This window comes from Lutibaculum baratangense AMV1 (assembly GCF_000496075.1).
Taxonomy (GTDB): domain Bacteria; phylum Pseudomonadota; class Alphaproteobacteria; order Rhizobiales; family Tepidamorphaceae; genus Lutibaculum; species Lutibaculum baratangense.
The window spans coordinates 126,260-140,684 of sequence record NZ_AWXZ01000035.1; the positions used below are offsets into that span (position 1 = coordinate 126,260).

General features: G+C 69.2%; 12 protein-coding genes and 1 pseudogene. 1 reads left to right on the forward strand and 12 read right to left on the reverse strand.

Features of this window, described 5'->3' with window-relative positions:
* Positions 1-6: 6 nt before the first annotated feature.
* The 7 genes and pseudogenes from N177_RS21090 to N177_RS12560 all read right to left on the reverse strand — a co-directional run.
* Positions 7-879 (reverse strand): annotated as a pseudogene (locus tag N177_RS21090) (sugar kinase); the annotation flags it as partial.
* Positions 876-1,514, reverse strand: a complete 639-nt coding sequence (locus tag N177_RS12535) for a 2-dehydro-3-deoxy-6-phosphogalactonate aldolase (protein WP_023432721.1) — start codon at positions 1,512-1,514, stop codon at positions 876-878. The pseudogene N177_RS21090 and the gene N177_RS12535, both read right to left, overlap by 4 nt.
* Positions 1,511-2,419 carry a 2-dehydro-3-deoxygalactonokinase gene (locus N177_RS12540; protein ID WP_023432722.1) on the reverse strand — a complete coding sequence of 303 codons (909 nt, stop codon included), beginning with the start codon at positions 2,417-2,419 and terminating at the stop codon, positions 1,511-1,513. Before N177_RS12540 ends, N177_RS12535 begins: the two co-directional genes overlap by 4 nt.
* 12 nt (positions 2,420-2,431) lie before the next feature.
* Entirely contained in the window at positions 2,432-4,219 is a 1,788-nt protein-coding gene (locus tag N177_RS12545) for an IlvD/Edd family dehydratase (protein WP_023432723.1), read from the reverse strand.
* Between the two features lie 15 nt (positions 4,220-4,234).
* A complete protein-coding gene (locus N177_RS12550; RefSeq protein ID WP_023432724.1) occupies positions 4,235-5,551 on the reverse strand; it encodes a TRAP transporter large permease in 1,317 nt (438 codons plus the stop codon).
* A 1-nt stretch (position 5,552) separates the two neighbouring features.
* Positions 5,553-6,107 carry a TRAP transporter small permease subunit gene (locus N177_RS12555; RefSeq protein ID WP_023432725.1) on the reverse strand — a complete coding sequence of 185 codons (555 nt, stop codon included), beginning with the start codon at positions 6,105-6,107 and terminating at the stop codon, positions 5,553-5,555.
* Between the two features lie 58 nt (positions 6,108-6,165).
* A complete protein-coding gene (locus N177_RS12560) occupies positions 6,166-7,185 on the reverse strand; it encodes a TRAP transporter substrate-binding protein (protein WP_023432726.1) in 1,020 nt (339 codons plus the stop codon).
* Between the two features lie 264 nt (positions 7,186-7,449).
* On the opposite strand from N177_RS12560, the gene gntR reads away from it, so the two are divergent.
* Positions 7,450-8,472, forward strand: coding sequence for an HTH-type transcriptional regulator GntR (gntR, locus tag N177_RS12565; protein WP_023432728.1), 1,023 nt, complete (start codon positions 7,450-7,452; stop codon positions 8,470-8,472).
* 26 nt (positions 8,473-8,498) lie between these two features.
* On the opposite strand, the gene N177_RS12570 is transcribed toward gntR, so the two are convergent.
* The 5 genes from N177_RS12570 to N177_RS12590 all read right to left on the reverse strand — a co-directional run bounded on the left by N177_RS12570 (position 8,499) and on the right by N177_RS12590 (position 14,215).
* Positions 8,499-9,503, reverse strand: coding sequence for a dipeptide ABC transporter ATP-binding protein (locus tag N177_RS12570; protein WP_023432729.1), 1,005 nt, complete (start codon positions 9,501-9,503; stop codon positions 8,499-8,501).
* Entirely contained in the window at positions 9,500-10,501 is a 1,002-nt protein-coding gene (locus tag N177_RS12575; protein ID WP_040485757.1) for an ABC transporter ATP-binding protein, read from the reverse strand. The genes N177_RS12570 and N177_RS12575 overlap by 4 nt, the downstream gene beginning before the upstream one ends.
* 128 nt (positions 10,502-10,629) lie before the next feature.
* The gene (locus N177_RS12580; RefSeq protein WP_023432731.1) at positions 10,630-11,541 is read right to left on the reverse strand and encodes an ABC transporter permease subunit; all 912 of its coding nucleotides are present in this window, start codon (positions 11,539-11,541) and stop codon (positions 10,630-10,632) included.
* Positions 11,542-11,554: 13 nt separating this feature from the next.
* A complete protein-coding gene (locus N177_RS12585; protein ID WP_023432732.1) occupies positions 11,555-12,565 on the reverse strand; it encodes an ABC transporter permease subunit in 1,011 nt (336 codons plus the stop codon).
* A gap of 54 nt (positions 12,566-12,619) precedes the next feature.
* On the reverse strand, positions 12,620-14,215 hold the full coding sequence (locus N177_RS12590) for an ABC transporter substrate-binding protein (RefSeq protein WP_023432733.1): 1,596 nt from the start codon (positions 14,213-14,215) through the stop codon (positions 12,620-12,622).
* Positions 14,216-14,425 lie beyond the last annotated feature (210 nt).

Genomic DNA, 14,425 nt, shown 5'->3' on the forward strand with positions numbered 1-14,425 from the left:
CAGCGGGGCGACCGCGCCGTAGCCCTCGACCGACAGCGAGGCGGCGACCACCGCGTAGCGGGCGGCGGCCACGGCATCGCCGGTCGCGAGCCACCGGGTCAGGAAGGCGCCGTCGAAGCAGTCGCCGGCACCCGTCGCGTCGACGAGCCGCGCGGGGCGCGGCGGCACCTGCTCCACGCCGTCATGCGTCGCCACCAGCGCTCCGTCCGGCCCGAGCGTCAGCGCGACGACCCGGCAGCCGAGGTCGAGGTAGAAGCGGGCGATGTCGCCCGGATCCTGAAGCCCCGTCAGCAGGCGTGCATCCTCGAGCCCCGGCAGCGCGACGTCGGCGAGCCGCATCGAGGCGTGGATGACCTCGCGCGCCCGTTCGAGCGGCCACAGTCGCAGCCGCAGATTGGGGTCGTAGGAGACGGCGACTCCGGCCTCCCTCGCCACTTCGATCGCGGCGAGACCGGCCTCCGCCGCGCTGTCGCTGATCGCCTGGGTGATGCCGGAGAGATGCAGGCAGCGGGCGCCGCGGATCGCCTCGCGCGGCAGGTTGCCGGGCGACATGAGGCTCGCGGCGGAGCCGGCTCGCCGGTACTCGAAGCTGTGCCCGTCCTCGCCATGGCGGACGAAGTAGAGGCCGGTCGGCGCCTCCGTGTCGCGCGTCACGGCACCCGCATCAACGCCTTCGGCCGCCCAGAGGGCCATCAGTTGGTCGCCGAACCCGTCGGCGCCGAGCCGCGTCGCGATCCCGCTCCGCGCGCCGAGACGCCGCGCGGCGATCGCGACGTTCGACACGTCGCCGCCGAAGCCTTCGAGCCAGCGGCGCGGACCCGTCTCGTTGAACTCGACGAGCGGCTCGCCGAGGCAGAGAATGTCGAGCTGGCTCGTCACGCGGCGCGCCCCCGCGCGGCCTTCGCCGCCTCGACCAGGCGCAGCGCGATCTCGCGCACCTCCGCCGCCGGACGGCCGGGCTTGTAGAGCGCCGAACCGATGCCCGCGCCGTCGGCGCCCGCCGCCATGAACTCGGCGAGGTTCTCCGCGCCGACGCCGCCCGTCACCATGACGACCGTGCCCTTCGGCAGGACGGCGCGCAGTGCGCCCACGACCTTCGGGGAGATCGCGTCGCCCGGGAAGAGCTTGAGTGCGCTCGCTCCCGCGTCGAGCGCGTCGAAGGCTTCGGTCGGCGTGAAGATGCCGGGCACCGAGATCAGCCCGGCCCGCTTGGTCGCCCGCACCACCTCGGCGTTGAAGTTGGGCGAGACGACGATCGTGCCGCCGGCATCCGCCACCCGCGCGACCTCCTCGGGCCGCAGCACGGTGCCGGCGCCGACGACGAAGTCGTCGCCGAAGCGCCTCGCGAGGATCTCGATCGAGCGGTACGGGTCGGGCGAGTTCAGCGGCACCTCGAGGATCGGGATGCCGGCTTCGGCGAGCGCCTCGCCGACGGGCTCGGCCTCCTCGGGCGTGATGCCGCGGAGGACCGCGAGAAGCGGCAGGCGGGCGAGGGCTTGGTCGAGCGTGATCATGTCGTGTGTCCGGTGATGAGGCGCGCCGCAACCCCTATGGCATGAAGCCCCCTCGCGGCAATATCGGGTGGCGCGGCTTCGTGGGGCACGCCGAAGGCGTCTAGGGCGCGCGTGTAGCGCGAGGTCAGGGCGGGGGAGGCGACGACGGTGACGGGGGCATCGGTGCCCTCCGCCGCGACCTCCGCGCCGACCAGGAGGCCCGAGAGGTATTCGGGGGACCGGCCGGCCGGCATGTCGCCGAGGAGGACCGACGCGCGGATCGCGAAGAGGCGGTTCAGGAGCGCGCCCGGCCGGTCGAGAGCACGGGCCGCCTCGAGGCCGGCGTCGAACCCGGCCTGCGCCTCGGCCTCGTCGCCGGGTTCGGCGATCGTGTCCGCGAGGATCGTGTGGCGGGAGAGGGCCGCGAACACCTCGCCCGTCATCGCCGTCCGGAAGGAGACGATGCGGCCGCCCGCGATTCTCACCCATTTCGAGTGTGTGCCGGGCAGGAGCGCCGTGCCGTCGCGAAGGCCGAGGCCCATGACCTGCGTCTCCTCGCCGCGCATGACGTCCGCCGGATCGTGGCTCTTCAGGCCGGGCACGAGGAAGGCCGTCCGTCCGACCGCCTCGGACACGTCGAGCAGCGCCTCCGCGACCTCGGCCAGGCCGACGCCGCGACCGGCGACGTCGAGATAGGGTGCCTCGACCCAGCCCGACCGGCTGCCGACCATGCCCGACATGAGGACCGGCACGTCGCCGGGCCAGCCGGCGCTCGCGGCGGCGAAGGCGGCAGGGAGGCCGCCTTCGGGCAGCGCGCGGATGCCGTGGCCGCTCTCCCGTCGCTCCAGGATCGACCCGTCGCGGCCGACGAGATAGGCGCGGAGCGCGCTCGTGCCCCAGTCGAGGCCGATGAGGGCCGGCGCCATCGCGCCCCCCACCTAGTGGTTGTCGCGCGGCAGGCCCTTCGCCGCGATCCGCTGGTACTTCACGGCGGACTTGAGCACCATCCCGGCCTCGAGCTGGTCGACGCAACCCCTCTGGATCTCCTGCCACGGGGTCTGCGAGGCCGGGTAGGGGTAGCCGCCGGCGGCTTCGAGGGCCGCCCGGCGGCTCTGCCACTCCCCTTCGGGCAGGAGCGCGTCGACCCGGTTCGCGCGCAGGTCGACACGCACCCGGTCGCCCGTCTGCAGGAGCGCGAGCGGCCCGCCCGCGGCGGCTTCCGGCGAGGCGTTCAGGATGGACGGCGAGCCCGACGTGCCGGACTGGCGTCCGTCGCCGATGCATGGAAGCTCGTGGATGCCGCGTTTCAGGAGGTAGTCCGGCGCGCGCATGTTCACGACCTCGGCGCCGCCGGGATAGCCGATCGGTCCCGTGCCGCGCATGAAGAGGATGCAGTGCTCGTCGATCGAGAGCGCGGGATCGTCGATGCGGTGGTGGTAGTCCTCCGGGCCGTCGAAGACGATCGCCCGACCCTCGAAGGCTTCGGGATCCTCCGGGTTCGACAGGTAGCGCCGGCGGAACTCGTCGGTGATCGTGGAGGTCTTCATGATCGCGCTGTCGAAGAGGTTGCCCGCCATCACGCGGAAGCCCGCCGCCTCCTGGATCGGGTCCTCGAAGGTGCGGATGACGTCGGTGTCCTCGACCTTCGCGCCGCGGCAGTTCTCGCCGATCGTGCGGCCCGACACCGTCATCGCGTCCTCGTGGAGGAGGCCCCTCTCGATGAGCCGCGCGACGACGGCCGGCACGCCGCCGGCGCGGTGGTAGTCCTCGGCGAGATACTCGCCCGCCGGCTGCAGGTTGACGATGAGCGGGATCTCCTCGCCGATCCGCTGCCAGTCGCGGATGTCGAGCTCGACGCCGACATGGCGCGAGATCGCCGCGAGATGGACCGGCGCGTTCGTCGAGCCGCCGATCGCCGAGCACACGGCGATGGCGTTCTCGAAGGCCTCGCGCGTCAGGATGTCGGAGGGCTTCAGGTCCTCGCGGACGAGCTCGACGGCGCGCTTGCCGGTCTCGTAGGCAATCTGCGCCCGCTCCCGGTGCGGCGCGGGGATCGCCGCGCAGCCGGGTAGCGACATGCCGAGCGCCTCGGCGAGCGAGTTCATGGTCGTCGCCGTGCCCATCGTGTTGCAGAAGCCCGGCGAGGGTGCCGAGGCCGCCGCCATGGCCATGAATTCCGCGTAGTCGATCCTGCCCTCGGCGAGGAGCTCGCGCGCCTTCCAGATGACCGTGCCCGAGCCCGCGCGCTTGCCCTCGTACCAGCCGTTGATCATCGGGCCGCCGGTCAGGACGATCGCCGGCAGGTCGACGGTGGCGGCCGCCATCAGGCATGCCGGGGTCGTCTTGTCGCAGCCCGTCGTCAGCACGACGCCGTCGATCGGGTAGCCGTAGAGGATCTCGACGAGGCCGAGATAGGCGAGGTTGCGGTCGACCGCCGCCGTCGGCCGCTTGCCCGTCTCCTGGATCGGGTGGACGGGGAACTCGATCGCGATGCCGCCGGCGTCGCGGATACCCTCGCGCGTCCGCTTGGCGAGCTCGACGAGCGGCCGGTTGCAGGGCGAGAGATCCGACCCCGTCTGTGCGATGCCGATGATCGGCTTGCCGGACTGCAGCTCCTCGCGCGTCAGTCCGTAATTCAGGTAGCGCTCGAGGTAGAGCGCCGTCATCCCGGGGTTGTCGGGGTTGTCGAACCAGGCCTGCGAGCGAAGCTTCGTCGTCTTTGTCATGTCGATACTCGTCACTCAGCCGCCCGCGAGGACGGGGAAGGCGATCAGGAGGGCCACTGCCAGGATCTGCAGGCAGATGAAGGGCAGGAGCGACTTGAAGATGTCGGAGAGGGTGATGTCCGGCGGCGCCACCGACTTCAGGTAGAAGGCGGCTGGCCCGAAGGGCGGGGACAGGAACGAAACCTGCATGTTCATGCAGAACAGGACGCCGAACCAGATCGGATCGTAGCCGAGGCTCTTCACGATCGGGACGAAGATCGGCATCGTCAGGAGCGCGATGCCGACCCAGTCGAGGAACATGCCGAGCACGAACAGGATCAGCATCATGAAGAGCAGGATGATCGTCGGGTTGTCGGAAATGCCCGTGATCAGGCTCGAGACGAAGTTGATCCCGCCCATCAGGTTGAACACGCCGACCAGCGCCGAGGCGCCGATGCCGATCCAGACGATCATGCCGACGGTCTGGAGGGTCTGAAGCGCCGCTCCTTTGAGCAGGGCGAAGGTGAACTCGCCGCGCACGACGGTCGACAGCAGCACGCCCATCACGCCGACGGCGGAGGCCTCCGTCACCGAGGCGATGCCGCCATAGATCGAGCCGAGAACGCCCGCGACGACGAGGAGCGGCAGGATCAGTCCCTTGAGCAGCCTGATCTTCTCGGCGCGCGGAACGCCGGCGTTCTCGACGATCGGCGCCACGGCCGGGTTCAGATAGGCCCGGACCAGCACGTAGATGACGTAGAAGCTCGCGAGCATCAGCCCGGGGATGAAGGCCGCGGTGAAGAGCCCGCCGATCGAGACGTTCGCCGTCAGCCCGTAGATGATGAGCACGATCGAGGGCGGCACCATCGTCCCGAGCGAGCCGCCGGCGCAGACGACGCCGATCGCGAGCTTCTTGTCGTAGCCTAGGCGCAGCATCTGCGGCAGCGCGATGAGGCCGAGCAGCACCACCTCGCCGCCGATGATGCCCGACATCGCGGCGAGGATGACCGCGACGACGATGGTCTGGATCGCGACGCCGCCGCGCAGCCGCCCGCCCATGAGCCGCATCGCGTCGAAGAGATCGCGGGCGATGCCGGAGCGGTCGAGGATCGCCGCCATCAGCACGAACATCGGGACGGAGACGAAGACGAAGGACGAGACGAAGGTGTAGACGCGGCTCGTGATCAGCGGCACCGCCATCGGGCCGAACCAGCCGAGCGCGAAGACGAGCGCGACGAGCAGCGTGACGAAGGCGAGCGGGATGCCGGTCACGAGGAGCCCGAGCAGCATCGCGAACATCAGGAGCGTGCCGCCCTCGACGCCGAGCCCCTTCAGGGAGCCGAAGATCTCCATCCTAGCGGCGTCCCTTCGCGTAGTTCCAGGCGAGCACGACGAACTGGATCGCCATCACCGCCAGCACGACCATGAGGAAGACCTTCACGAGCCCGGGATAGACCGGGTCCCAGGCGCTGCCGGAGCGCTCGAGGCGGAACGAGCCGTCCGGCCGGAAGGCCGCGCGCTCGACCATCAGCCAGGCGGCCCAGGCGAACATCGCCGAAGCGGCGGCGCAGACGATCGAGATCGCGACGTCGAATGCGCGCCGCAGGCGGGGACCGAGCGCGTCGTAGATCAGCACGACCCGGATGTGCCTGTCGCGGGCGGTGCAGTAGAGGCCGCCATAGATGAAGGCGATGCCGCAGAGGAAAACGGTCGTCTCGTGCGCCCAGATCGTCGGGGCGTTGAAGACGTAGCGCAGGATCACCTCCTGCATGAGGATGAGCATCGCGAGGACGATGCCCGCGGCGAACACGATCCCGCCGCGGTCGAGCCACCTGCCGAGGCGTCCGGCTTCTGGAACCGATTCGCCGTGCTCGCGCGGCGCCTCGGCCGCGGGAATGTTCTCGTCCATCGGATACGGTGACCTTCCGCTGGCGCGGAGGGGCGGGTATCCGCCCCTCCGGCGGGCCTCACTGCATCAGGCCCTGTTCCTGGAGATAGCCGGTCAGGGTCTCGTAGACCTTCTGCGCGTTCTCCGAGCGCTGGGCCACCTTCTCCCACTCGCCGGTCGCGATCGTCCGGAACTTAGCCCGCTCCTCGTCGGACCAGTCGTGGATCGTGATGTTGCCCGAGGCCTTCGCCTCCTCGACCGCCTTCTGGTCGTTCTCGTCGAGCGCCGCCACCTGGCGCTGCGCGAACTCGCGGACCGATTCCTCCAGCACCTGCTTCAGGTCGTCCGGCAGTTCGTCCCACTTCTGCTTGTTCATCGAGATCTCGACGAGCGGCATCGAGTGGAAGCCGGGATAGACGGGGTGCGGCGCGACGTCGTGCAGCCCCTGCGCGTGGTTCGTCGAGAACACCGAGTAGTCGGCCGCCTCGATGACGCCCTTGTCGAGCGAGGTGAAGACCTCGGAGCCCGGCAGGTTGACCGGAGAGGCGCCGGCCGCGGCGAAGACCTGCTGCACGAGGCCCTCCGGGGCACGCAGCTTCACCCCCTTGAGGTCGTCCACCCCATCGAGCGGCACGGCCGAGACGAAGGCCTCGAGGCCCGGCGTCGTGGCGCCGATGAAGTGGAGGCCGTATGGCTCGACGAGCTCGTTCATGAGCTCCTTGCCGCCGCCATTCTCCATGAAGTCGAACATCTCCTGCGGGTTCGACCACGCCCCCACCGGGTTGGCGATCAGGCCGAAGGCCGGGTCCTTGCCCGCGAAATAGGACGTGTCGGTGATGTGGCCGTCGAGAATGCCCGCCGCGATCGCGTCCTGCGTCTCGTTGTGGGCGACGATCGATTCCACCGGCAGGAGCTCGACCTGGATCCGGCCGTCGGACTTCTCCGAGACGCTGTCGGCCCAGGTCTTCTGAAGTTCGAAGTTCGGGTTCCCCGACGGATCGCTCGACTGGAACCTGAACGTGTGCTCCTGCGCATTGGCAGCAGAGGTGGCGGCAAGCGCGACGGCGCCTGCCGCGAGGGTGGCCTTGAGCCAGTTCATGATGGGTTTCCTCCCGGCCGGAACGCCTTCCAGCCAATCCATTTAGATCTGAATGCGCTAGCCCTTGGCGTCTGGTAGCGCTACCATCACGCTATGGCAGCGCTACCATGGAGTCAATCGGTGCTTCAGCGGGAGCCGGGAAGAGGGTAGGAACATGATGATCCTCAGGGACACGATGATCCTCAAAGACGTGCCGATCCTCAGGGGTATGATGATCCGCGGAGGCATGATGATCCGCAGAGAATTGCCCGAGTTTCCTCGAGCATGAGCCAGCGCAGGGGCTCCGGACGCCCCACCATCGCCGACGTCGCCCGTGCCGCAGGCGTCGGGGCCATCACCGTATCCCGCGCCATCCGGCGGCCGGAGCAGGTCTCGCGCGAGCTGCGCGAGCGCATCGACCTCGCCATCCGGGAGCTGAACTACGTGCCGGACCCGCAGGCGCAGGTGCTCGCGTCGGGCCGCTCGAACGTGATCGGCGTGATCCTGCCGAGCCTGACGAACAACGTGTATGCCGACGTCATGCAGGGCATCTACGACCGTATCGAGGGATCGGGCTTCCAGATCCAGATCGCGAACACGCGCTACTCGGAGGACGAGGAGGACCGCCTCCTGCAGCTCTTCGCGGGCCAGCGGCCGGCCGCCATGCTGATCACCGGCATCGACCAGTCGGATGCGACCCGCGCCTATCTCGCGAAGGCCGATTTCCCGGTCGTGCAGATCATGGAGCACGCGCCGGACCCGATCGACATGCTGATCGGCTTCTCGCATGTCGAGGCGGCGAGGGTCGCGGTGCGCCATCTCATGGAGGAAGGCAGTCGCCGGATCGGCTTCCTCGGCGCGCGCATGGATCCCCGGATGCTGCGCCGTCGCGAGGGCTACCGCGCGCAGCTGCGCGAGCACGGCCTCTACGATCCGGCGCGCGAGGCGATGACGTCGGCGCCGTCGAGCGTCTCGCAGGGGCGCGCGCTCTCGGGGCGCCTGTTCGACGCCGCGTCGGACACCGACGCCCTGTTCTGCGCCAATGACGACCTCGCCCTCGGCGCGCTCTTCGAGTGCATGGCGCGGGGCCGCCGGGTTCCCGAAGACGTCGCGATCGTCGGCTTCAACGACCTCGAGATGATGGCGGCCGCGGTGCCGGCCATCACGAGCGTCCAGACCCATCGCTACCGGATGGGCAAGATGGCGATCGACATGCTGATCGACCGGATCGAGGAACGCGAGGTGCCCGAAAGAGGCGTCGACCTGGGCTTCCAGCTCATCGTCCGCGAGAGCTCGCGCCGCGGCTGAGGCCCCGGCCGCGGCGTCGCGCCGGTTCAGTCGGTGACGGCGTGGCAGGCGACCCGCGCGCGCCCGTGCGGCAGGAGCTCGGGCCGGTCGACGGGGCAGGGCTCGAAGCACAGCGGGCAGCGCGGGTGGAAGGAGCAGCCGGACGGCGGGCTGATCGGCGAGGGCAGTTCGCCCTTGAGCTGGATGCGTTCGCGCCGGCGGTTCGGGTCGGCCACCGGCGTCGCCGACAGGAGGGCTCTCGTATAGGGGTGGCGAGGGTTCTCGAAGATCTCCTCGCGCGGTCCCTCCTCGACCGGGCGGCCGAGATACATGACCATCACCTGGTCGGCGACGTGCTTCACGACCGACAGGTCGTGCGAGATGAAGAGATAGGCGAGGCCGAACTCCTCCTGCAGCTTCGCGAGGATGTTCAGGACCTGCGCCTGGATCGACACGTCGAGCGCGGAGACGGGCTCGTCGAGGACGAGAATGCGCGGCCGCAGCATCAGGGCCCGGGCGATCGCGATGCGCTGGCGCTGGCCGCCCGAGAACATATGCGGGTAGCGCTCGTAGTGCTCCCGCCGCAGGCCGACGCGTTCGAGCATTTCCATCGCCTTGCGGCGGCGGGTCGCGGCGTCGTCGCTCGTGTTGATCTTCAGCGGCTCCTCGAGCATCGTCCCGACCTTCTGGCGCGGGTTGAGCGAGCCGTACGGGTCCTGGAAGACGATCTGCACCGCGCGCCGCAACTGCCGGCGCTCCGCCGCAGTGGCGGTGGCGACGTCGATCCCGTCGATCTTCAGCGAGCCCGCCGTCGGCTCCTCGATCATCGTCACGAGCCGGGCGAGGGTCGACTTGCCGCAGCCCGATTCACCGACGACGGCCAGCGTCTCGCCGGCGCGCAGGCTGAACGAGGCGCCGCGCAGCGCCTTCACCGTCGCCGCCTGAGCGAACAGGCCGCTGCGGCCGATCTCGTAGTGCCGCTCGAGATCCCTCGCCTCGAGCACGACCTCGCCCGCGGCCTGCTTCGGCTCCGCGATCAGGGCTTCGCTCACGATGCGGCCTCCATGTGTGCGGGGTGCCCCGTGGGCACGCCGTGGCGCAGAGGATAGTGGCAGAGGGCGCGGCCCATCTCCGACGAGGCGTGCGGCGGCACGACCTTCCGGCAGTGGTCGGTCGCGAACCGGCAGCGCGGGTTGAACAGGCAGCCGGTCGGCCGGTCGCCCTGTCCCGGCACGACGCCGGGAATCGACGGCAACTCCTTCGACGTCGCCCGCTCGGGAAGAGCCGCGAGCAGCGCCGCCGTGTAGGGGTGATGCGGGTCTTCGAACAGCGCCTTCACGTCCTGCTGCTCGACCTGCTGCCCCGCATACTGCACGACCACGCGCTCGGCCGTCTCGGCAACGACGCCCATGTCGTGCGTGATGAGGACGAGGCCCATGCCGCTGTCGCGCTGCAGCCCGACGAGGAGATCGAGGATCTGCGCCTGGATCGTCACGTCGAGCGCGGTCGTCGGCTCGTCGGCGATGAGGAGCTTCGGCTTGCAGGCGAGCGCCATCGCGATCATGCAGCGCTGCGACATGCCGCCCGACATCTGGTGCGGGAAGGCCGAGAGCCGGCGCTCGGGCTCCGGAATGCCGACCTGGCGCATCAGCTCGACGGCCCGCTCGTGCGCCGCCTTCCGGTCGAGCCCGAGATGGTAGCGCAGCGTCTCCTTGATCTGGAAGCCGACCGTGAAGCACGGGTTGAGGCTCGTCATCGGCTCCTGGAAGATCATCGCCATGTCGCGGCCGACGATTCGCCGGCGCTCCCGGCGCGACATCGTCAGGAGGTCGTGGCCGTCGAAGGCCATGCGGTCTGCCGTGACGGTCGCGGTCCACGGCAGGAGGCCCATCGTCGCGAGCATCGCGACGGACTTGCCCGAGCCCGATTCCCCGACGATCGACAGGATCTCGCCCTGGTCGACGACGAGGTCGACCCCATCGACGGCGCGGAAGGGGCCTTGCGCGGTCCTGAACTCGACCGTCAGGTTGCGGATGTCTAGGAGGGACATGGCCGGCATCGGTATTCGGGATTGGGGGAGATCGCGTGCAGATGGTGGCGCGGGGCTCCGCAGAGAAGACCGGCATCCCTCCGCGCGTCGCGGAACATCGTCCCGGTACGGGGGCGGGCGCGCATCTTTCAGCTCCGCTTCAGCTTCGGGTCGAGCGCGTCGCGCAGGCCGTCGCCCGTCAGGTTGATGGCGAGCACGGTGATCAGGATCATGAGGCCGGGGAAGGTCACGACCCACCAGGCGCGCAGGATGAACTCCCGGGCCTCCGCCAGCATCGTGCCCCATTCGGGCGTCGGCGGCTGCGCGCCCATGCCGAGGAATCCGAGCGCGGCGGCATCGAGAATCGCGGTCGAGAAGGACAGCGTCGCCTGCACGATGAGCGGCGCGAGGCAGTTCGGCAGGATCGTCACGAACATGAGCCTCAGCCGGCCCGCGCCGGCCACCCGGGCGGCGGTCACGTAGTCGCGGCCGCGCTCCGACATGACGGCCGCGCGTGTGAGCCTGACGAAATGCGGCTGCAGCACGAGCGCGATCGCGATCATCGCGTTCATCAGTCCGGGCCCGAGGATCGCCACCAGCACGAGCGCGAGGAGCAGGCTCGGGAAGGCGAGGATCACGTCCATGACGCGCATGATGCCGGTGTCGAGCCAGCCGCCGAAATAGCCGGCGACGAGGCCGAGGATCACGCCCGTGACGAGGGCGAGGATGACGACCACCGTGCCGATGAAGAGCGAGAAGCGGGCCCCGTAGATGAGGCGCGAGAGGATGTCGCGGCCGACCGCGTCCGTGCCGAGCAGGAAGCGCGGGTCGGCGCCCTCCTGCCAGATCGGCGGCTTGAGGAGCGCGTCGCGGAACTGGCCGGTCGGCGAATAGGGGGCGAGGAGCGGCGCGGCGATGGCGGCGGCGACGAGCAGCAGGAAGATCGTCAGGCCGATCACCGCGCCGCGATTCTCGCTGAAATAGTGCCAGAACTCGCGCAGCACGGAGGGCGGCGTGTCGAGCCTGGCCTTGTCGCCGACCGGTTCGATGGCTTCGGACATGGGTATCCGGCTCCTAGCGGGCGTGACGTATGCGCGGGTTGACGAGGCCGTAGAGCACGTCGACCAGCAGGTTCACGAGCATGATGATGCCGGCGATGATCAGGAGGCCGCCCTGGATGACGGGGTAGTCGCGGCGGAACACGCTGTCGACCATCCACTTCCCGATGCCCGGCCAGGAGAAGATCGTCTCCGTGAGGATCGCGCCGGCCAGCAGCACGCCGACCTGGAGGCCGATCGTCGTGATGACCGGGATGAGCGCGTTCCTGAGCGCGTGGAGACCGACGACGCGGCGGGAGGGCAGGCCCTTGGCGCGGGCGGTGCGCACGTAGTCCTCGCTCAGGACCTCGAGCATCGCCGAGCGCGTCTGCCTCGCGATCACCGCGAGCGGGATCGTGGCGAGCACGATCGAGGGCAGGACGAGGTGGCTCAGCGCCGAGCGGAAGGCGCCCGCCTGGCCCGACAGGAGGGAGTCGATCAGCATGAAGCCGGTGACCGGCGGGAAGAAGAACATGAGCGAGATGCGGCCCGACACGGGCGTCCAGCCGAGCACGCCGGAGAACAGGATGATGAGCAGCAGACCCCACCAGAAGATCGGCATCGAATAGCCGACGAGCGCGGTGCCCATGATCGCCTGGTCGAGGAACGAGCCGCGCTTGACCGCGGCGAGCACGCCCGCCGGCACGCCGATCGCCACGGCGATGGTGATGGCGCAGAGCGACAGCTCGAGCGTCGCCGGGAAGAGCGTGAAGAACTCCTGCAGCACCGGGCGCTTGGTGACGATCGACTGGCCGAGATCGCCCTGCAAGACCCCCCAGAGATAGTCGAGATACTGCACGACGAGGGGGCGGTCGTAGCCGAACTGGTGCTGGAGCTCGAGGTAGCGCTCCGCCGACATGCCGCGCTCGCCGGCCATCAGCATGATGGGATCGCCCGGCAGGAGGCGGATGAAGGCGAACGAGACGATCGAGACCCCGATGAAGGTCGGGATCAGCAGGAGAAGCCGTCGGAGGAAGAAGCTGAGCATGGCAATCGCTACACGCTGCCGGGGCGGGAAGCCGCCCCGGCAGGATCTTCGGGCTTATTCGGCGATGTCGACGCCGTCGAAGCGGTGCGCGCCGAGCGGGCTCATCTCGTAGCCCTGGACCTCCTTGCGCATCGGCATGTGCACGACCGAGTGGGCGATCGTCGCCCACGGCGCCTGATCCTTGAAGATCACCTGCGCCTGCTCGTAGAGCTCGGTCCGCTTCTCCTGGTCGCTCTCGACCTTCGCTTCCTGGATCAGCTTCTCGAAGTCTTCGTTGCACCACTGGGCGCGGTTGGCGTTGCCGACGGCATCGCAGCCGAGCAGCACGGCGAGGAAGTTGTCGGGGTCGCCGTTGTCGCCGGTCCAGCCGAGCAGCACCGCGCCGTCGCGGTCCTCGGCCTTGGAGCGCTCGAGATACTCCGCCCACTCGTAGGACACGATCTCGACCTCGACGCCGACCTCGGCGAAGTCCGACTGGATGAGCTCGGCCATGCGGCGGGCGTTCGGGTTGTAGGGACGCTGCACTGGCATCGCCCACACCTTCATCGACAGGTTCGAGACGCCCTCTTCCTCGAGCATCTGCCGCGCCGCCTCGGGATCGTAGGGATCGTCCTCGATCTCGTCGTTATAGGACCACATCGTCGGCGGGATCGGGTTCTTCGCCTTGGCGCCCGCGCCCTGGAAGACGGCCTCGATGATGGCGTCCTTGTTGATCGCCATGTTCAGCGCCTTGCGGACCTTCGGGTTGTCGAAGGGCTCCTGCGTCGTGTTGTAGGCGAGGTAGCCGACGTTCAGGCCCTCCTGCTCCTGGACGGTCAGGCGGTCGTCATTCTGCATCGCCTGCACGTCGGCCGGATTCGGGTAGGGCATGACGTGGCACTCGCCCGCCTGCAGCTTCTGGGCCCGTACCGACGCGTCGGTCGTGATCGCGAAGACGAGGTCGTCGATCGGCTGCTTGCCGTCCCAGTAGTCGGCATGCGCCTGATAGCGGATGACGGCGTCGGGCTGGTAGGCCACGAACTTGAAGGGACCGGTGCCGACGGGCCGCTGGTTCAGCTGCTCCATCCGGCCTTCCGCCTCGAGCTGGTCGGCGTACTCCTTCGACATGATCGAGGCGAAGTCCATCGCGAGGTTCGCGATCATCGGCGCCTCGGGCCGGGTCAGCACGAACTTGACCGTCATGTCGTCGACCTTCTCGATCGACTGGATGAGGTCGGGCATCGACATGGAGTTGAAGTACTCCCACGCGGCCCCGCTGACATACTGGTGCCACGGGTTCTGCTCGTCGAGCTGGCGCTCGAAGGAGAAGATCACGTCGTCGGCGTTGAAGTCGCGGGTCGGCGTGAAGAAGTCGGTCGTCTGGAACTTGACGCCCTCGCGCAGGTGGAAGGTGTATTCCGTGCCGTCCTCGGAGACGTCCCAGCTCTCCGCGAGGCCGGGCAGGGTCTCGGTCGAGCTCTTCTCGAACTCGACGAGGCGGTTGTAGACCGGCCGCGACGACGCGTCGAAGGTCGTGCCGGCCGTGTAGAGCGCCGGGTCGAAGCCCTCCGGGCTGCCCTCCGAGCAGTAGACGAGCGTCTTCGCCTGCGCCGCGCCGGCCAGGCAGCCGAGGATCGCGGTCGTCGTCAGCAGTGTCTTGAGCGGTTTCATGAAGATCGAACTCCTCCGCGTGACTCGCCCGCCGTCATGTGACGTTCGCGGCAGGCGCCTGACCTTCGGCCTATCATCACGCGTGGTGGGAGAAAAGCGGCAAATAGAGGCTTCCCCCGCGGCAGTGGTCGGGGATTCCGGGGCGCCCGTGACCTTCCCCGGCGCAAGGAGATCGCAGGGTGATAGTTGAAGATCCCCGGCGGACACTTG

What these genes read in the sequence shown, in the direction of transcription:
- N177_RS12535 (WP_023432721.1), bottom strand. Translation starts at nt 1,514, where the DNA reads ATGATCACGCTCGACCAAGCCCTCGCCCGCCTGCCGCTTCTCGCGGTC.
- N177_RS12540 (WP_023432722.1), bottom strand. Translation starts at nt 2,419, where the DNA reads ATGGCGCCGGCCCTCATCGGCCTCGACTGGGGCACGAGCGCGCTCCGC.
- N177_RS12545 (WP_023432723.1), bottom strand. Translation starts at nt 4,219, where the DNA reads ATGACAAAGACGACGAAGCTTCGCTCGCAGGCCTGGTTCGACAACCCC.
- N177_RS12550 (WP_023432724.1), bottom strand. Translation starts at nt 5,551, where the DNA reads ATGGAGATCTTCGGCTCCCTGAAGGGGCTCGGCGTCGAGGGCGGCACG.
- N177_RS12555 (WP_023432725.1), bottom strand. Translation starts at nt 6,107, where the DNA reads ATGGACGAGAACATTCCCGCGGCCGAGGCGCCGCGCGAGCACGGCGAA.
- N177_RS12560 (WP_023432726.1), bottom strand. Translation starts at nt 7,185, where the DNA reads ATGAACTGGCTCAAGGCCACCCTCGCGGCAGGCGCCGTCGCGCTTGCC.
- gntR (WP_023432728.1), top strand. Translation starts at nt 7,450, where the DNA reads ATGAGCCAGCGCAGGGGCTCCGGACGCCCCACCATCGCCGACGTCGCC.
- N177_RS12575 (WP_040485757.1), bottom strand. Translation starts at nt 10,501, where the DNA reads ATGTCCCTCCTAGACATCCGCAACCTGACGGTCGAGTTCAGGACCGCG.
- N177_RS12580 (WP_023432731.1), bottom strand. Translation starts at nt 11,541, where the DNA reads ATGTCCGAAGCCATCGAACCGGTCGGCGACAAGGCCAGGCTCGACACG.
- N177_RS12585 (WP_023432732.1), bottom strand. Translation starts at nt 12,565, where the DNA reads ATGCTCAGCTTCTTCCTCCGACGGCTTCTCCTGCTGATCCCGACCTTC.
- N177_RS12590 (WP_023432733.1), bottom strand. Translation starts at nt 14,215, where the DNA reads ATGAAACCGCTCAAGACACTGCTGACGACGACCGCGATCCTCGGCTGC.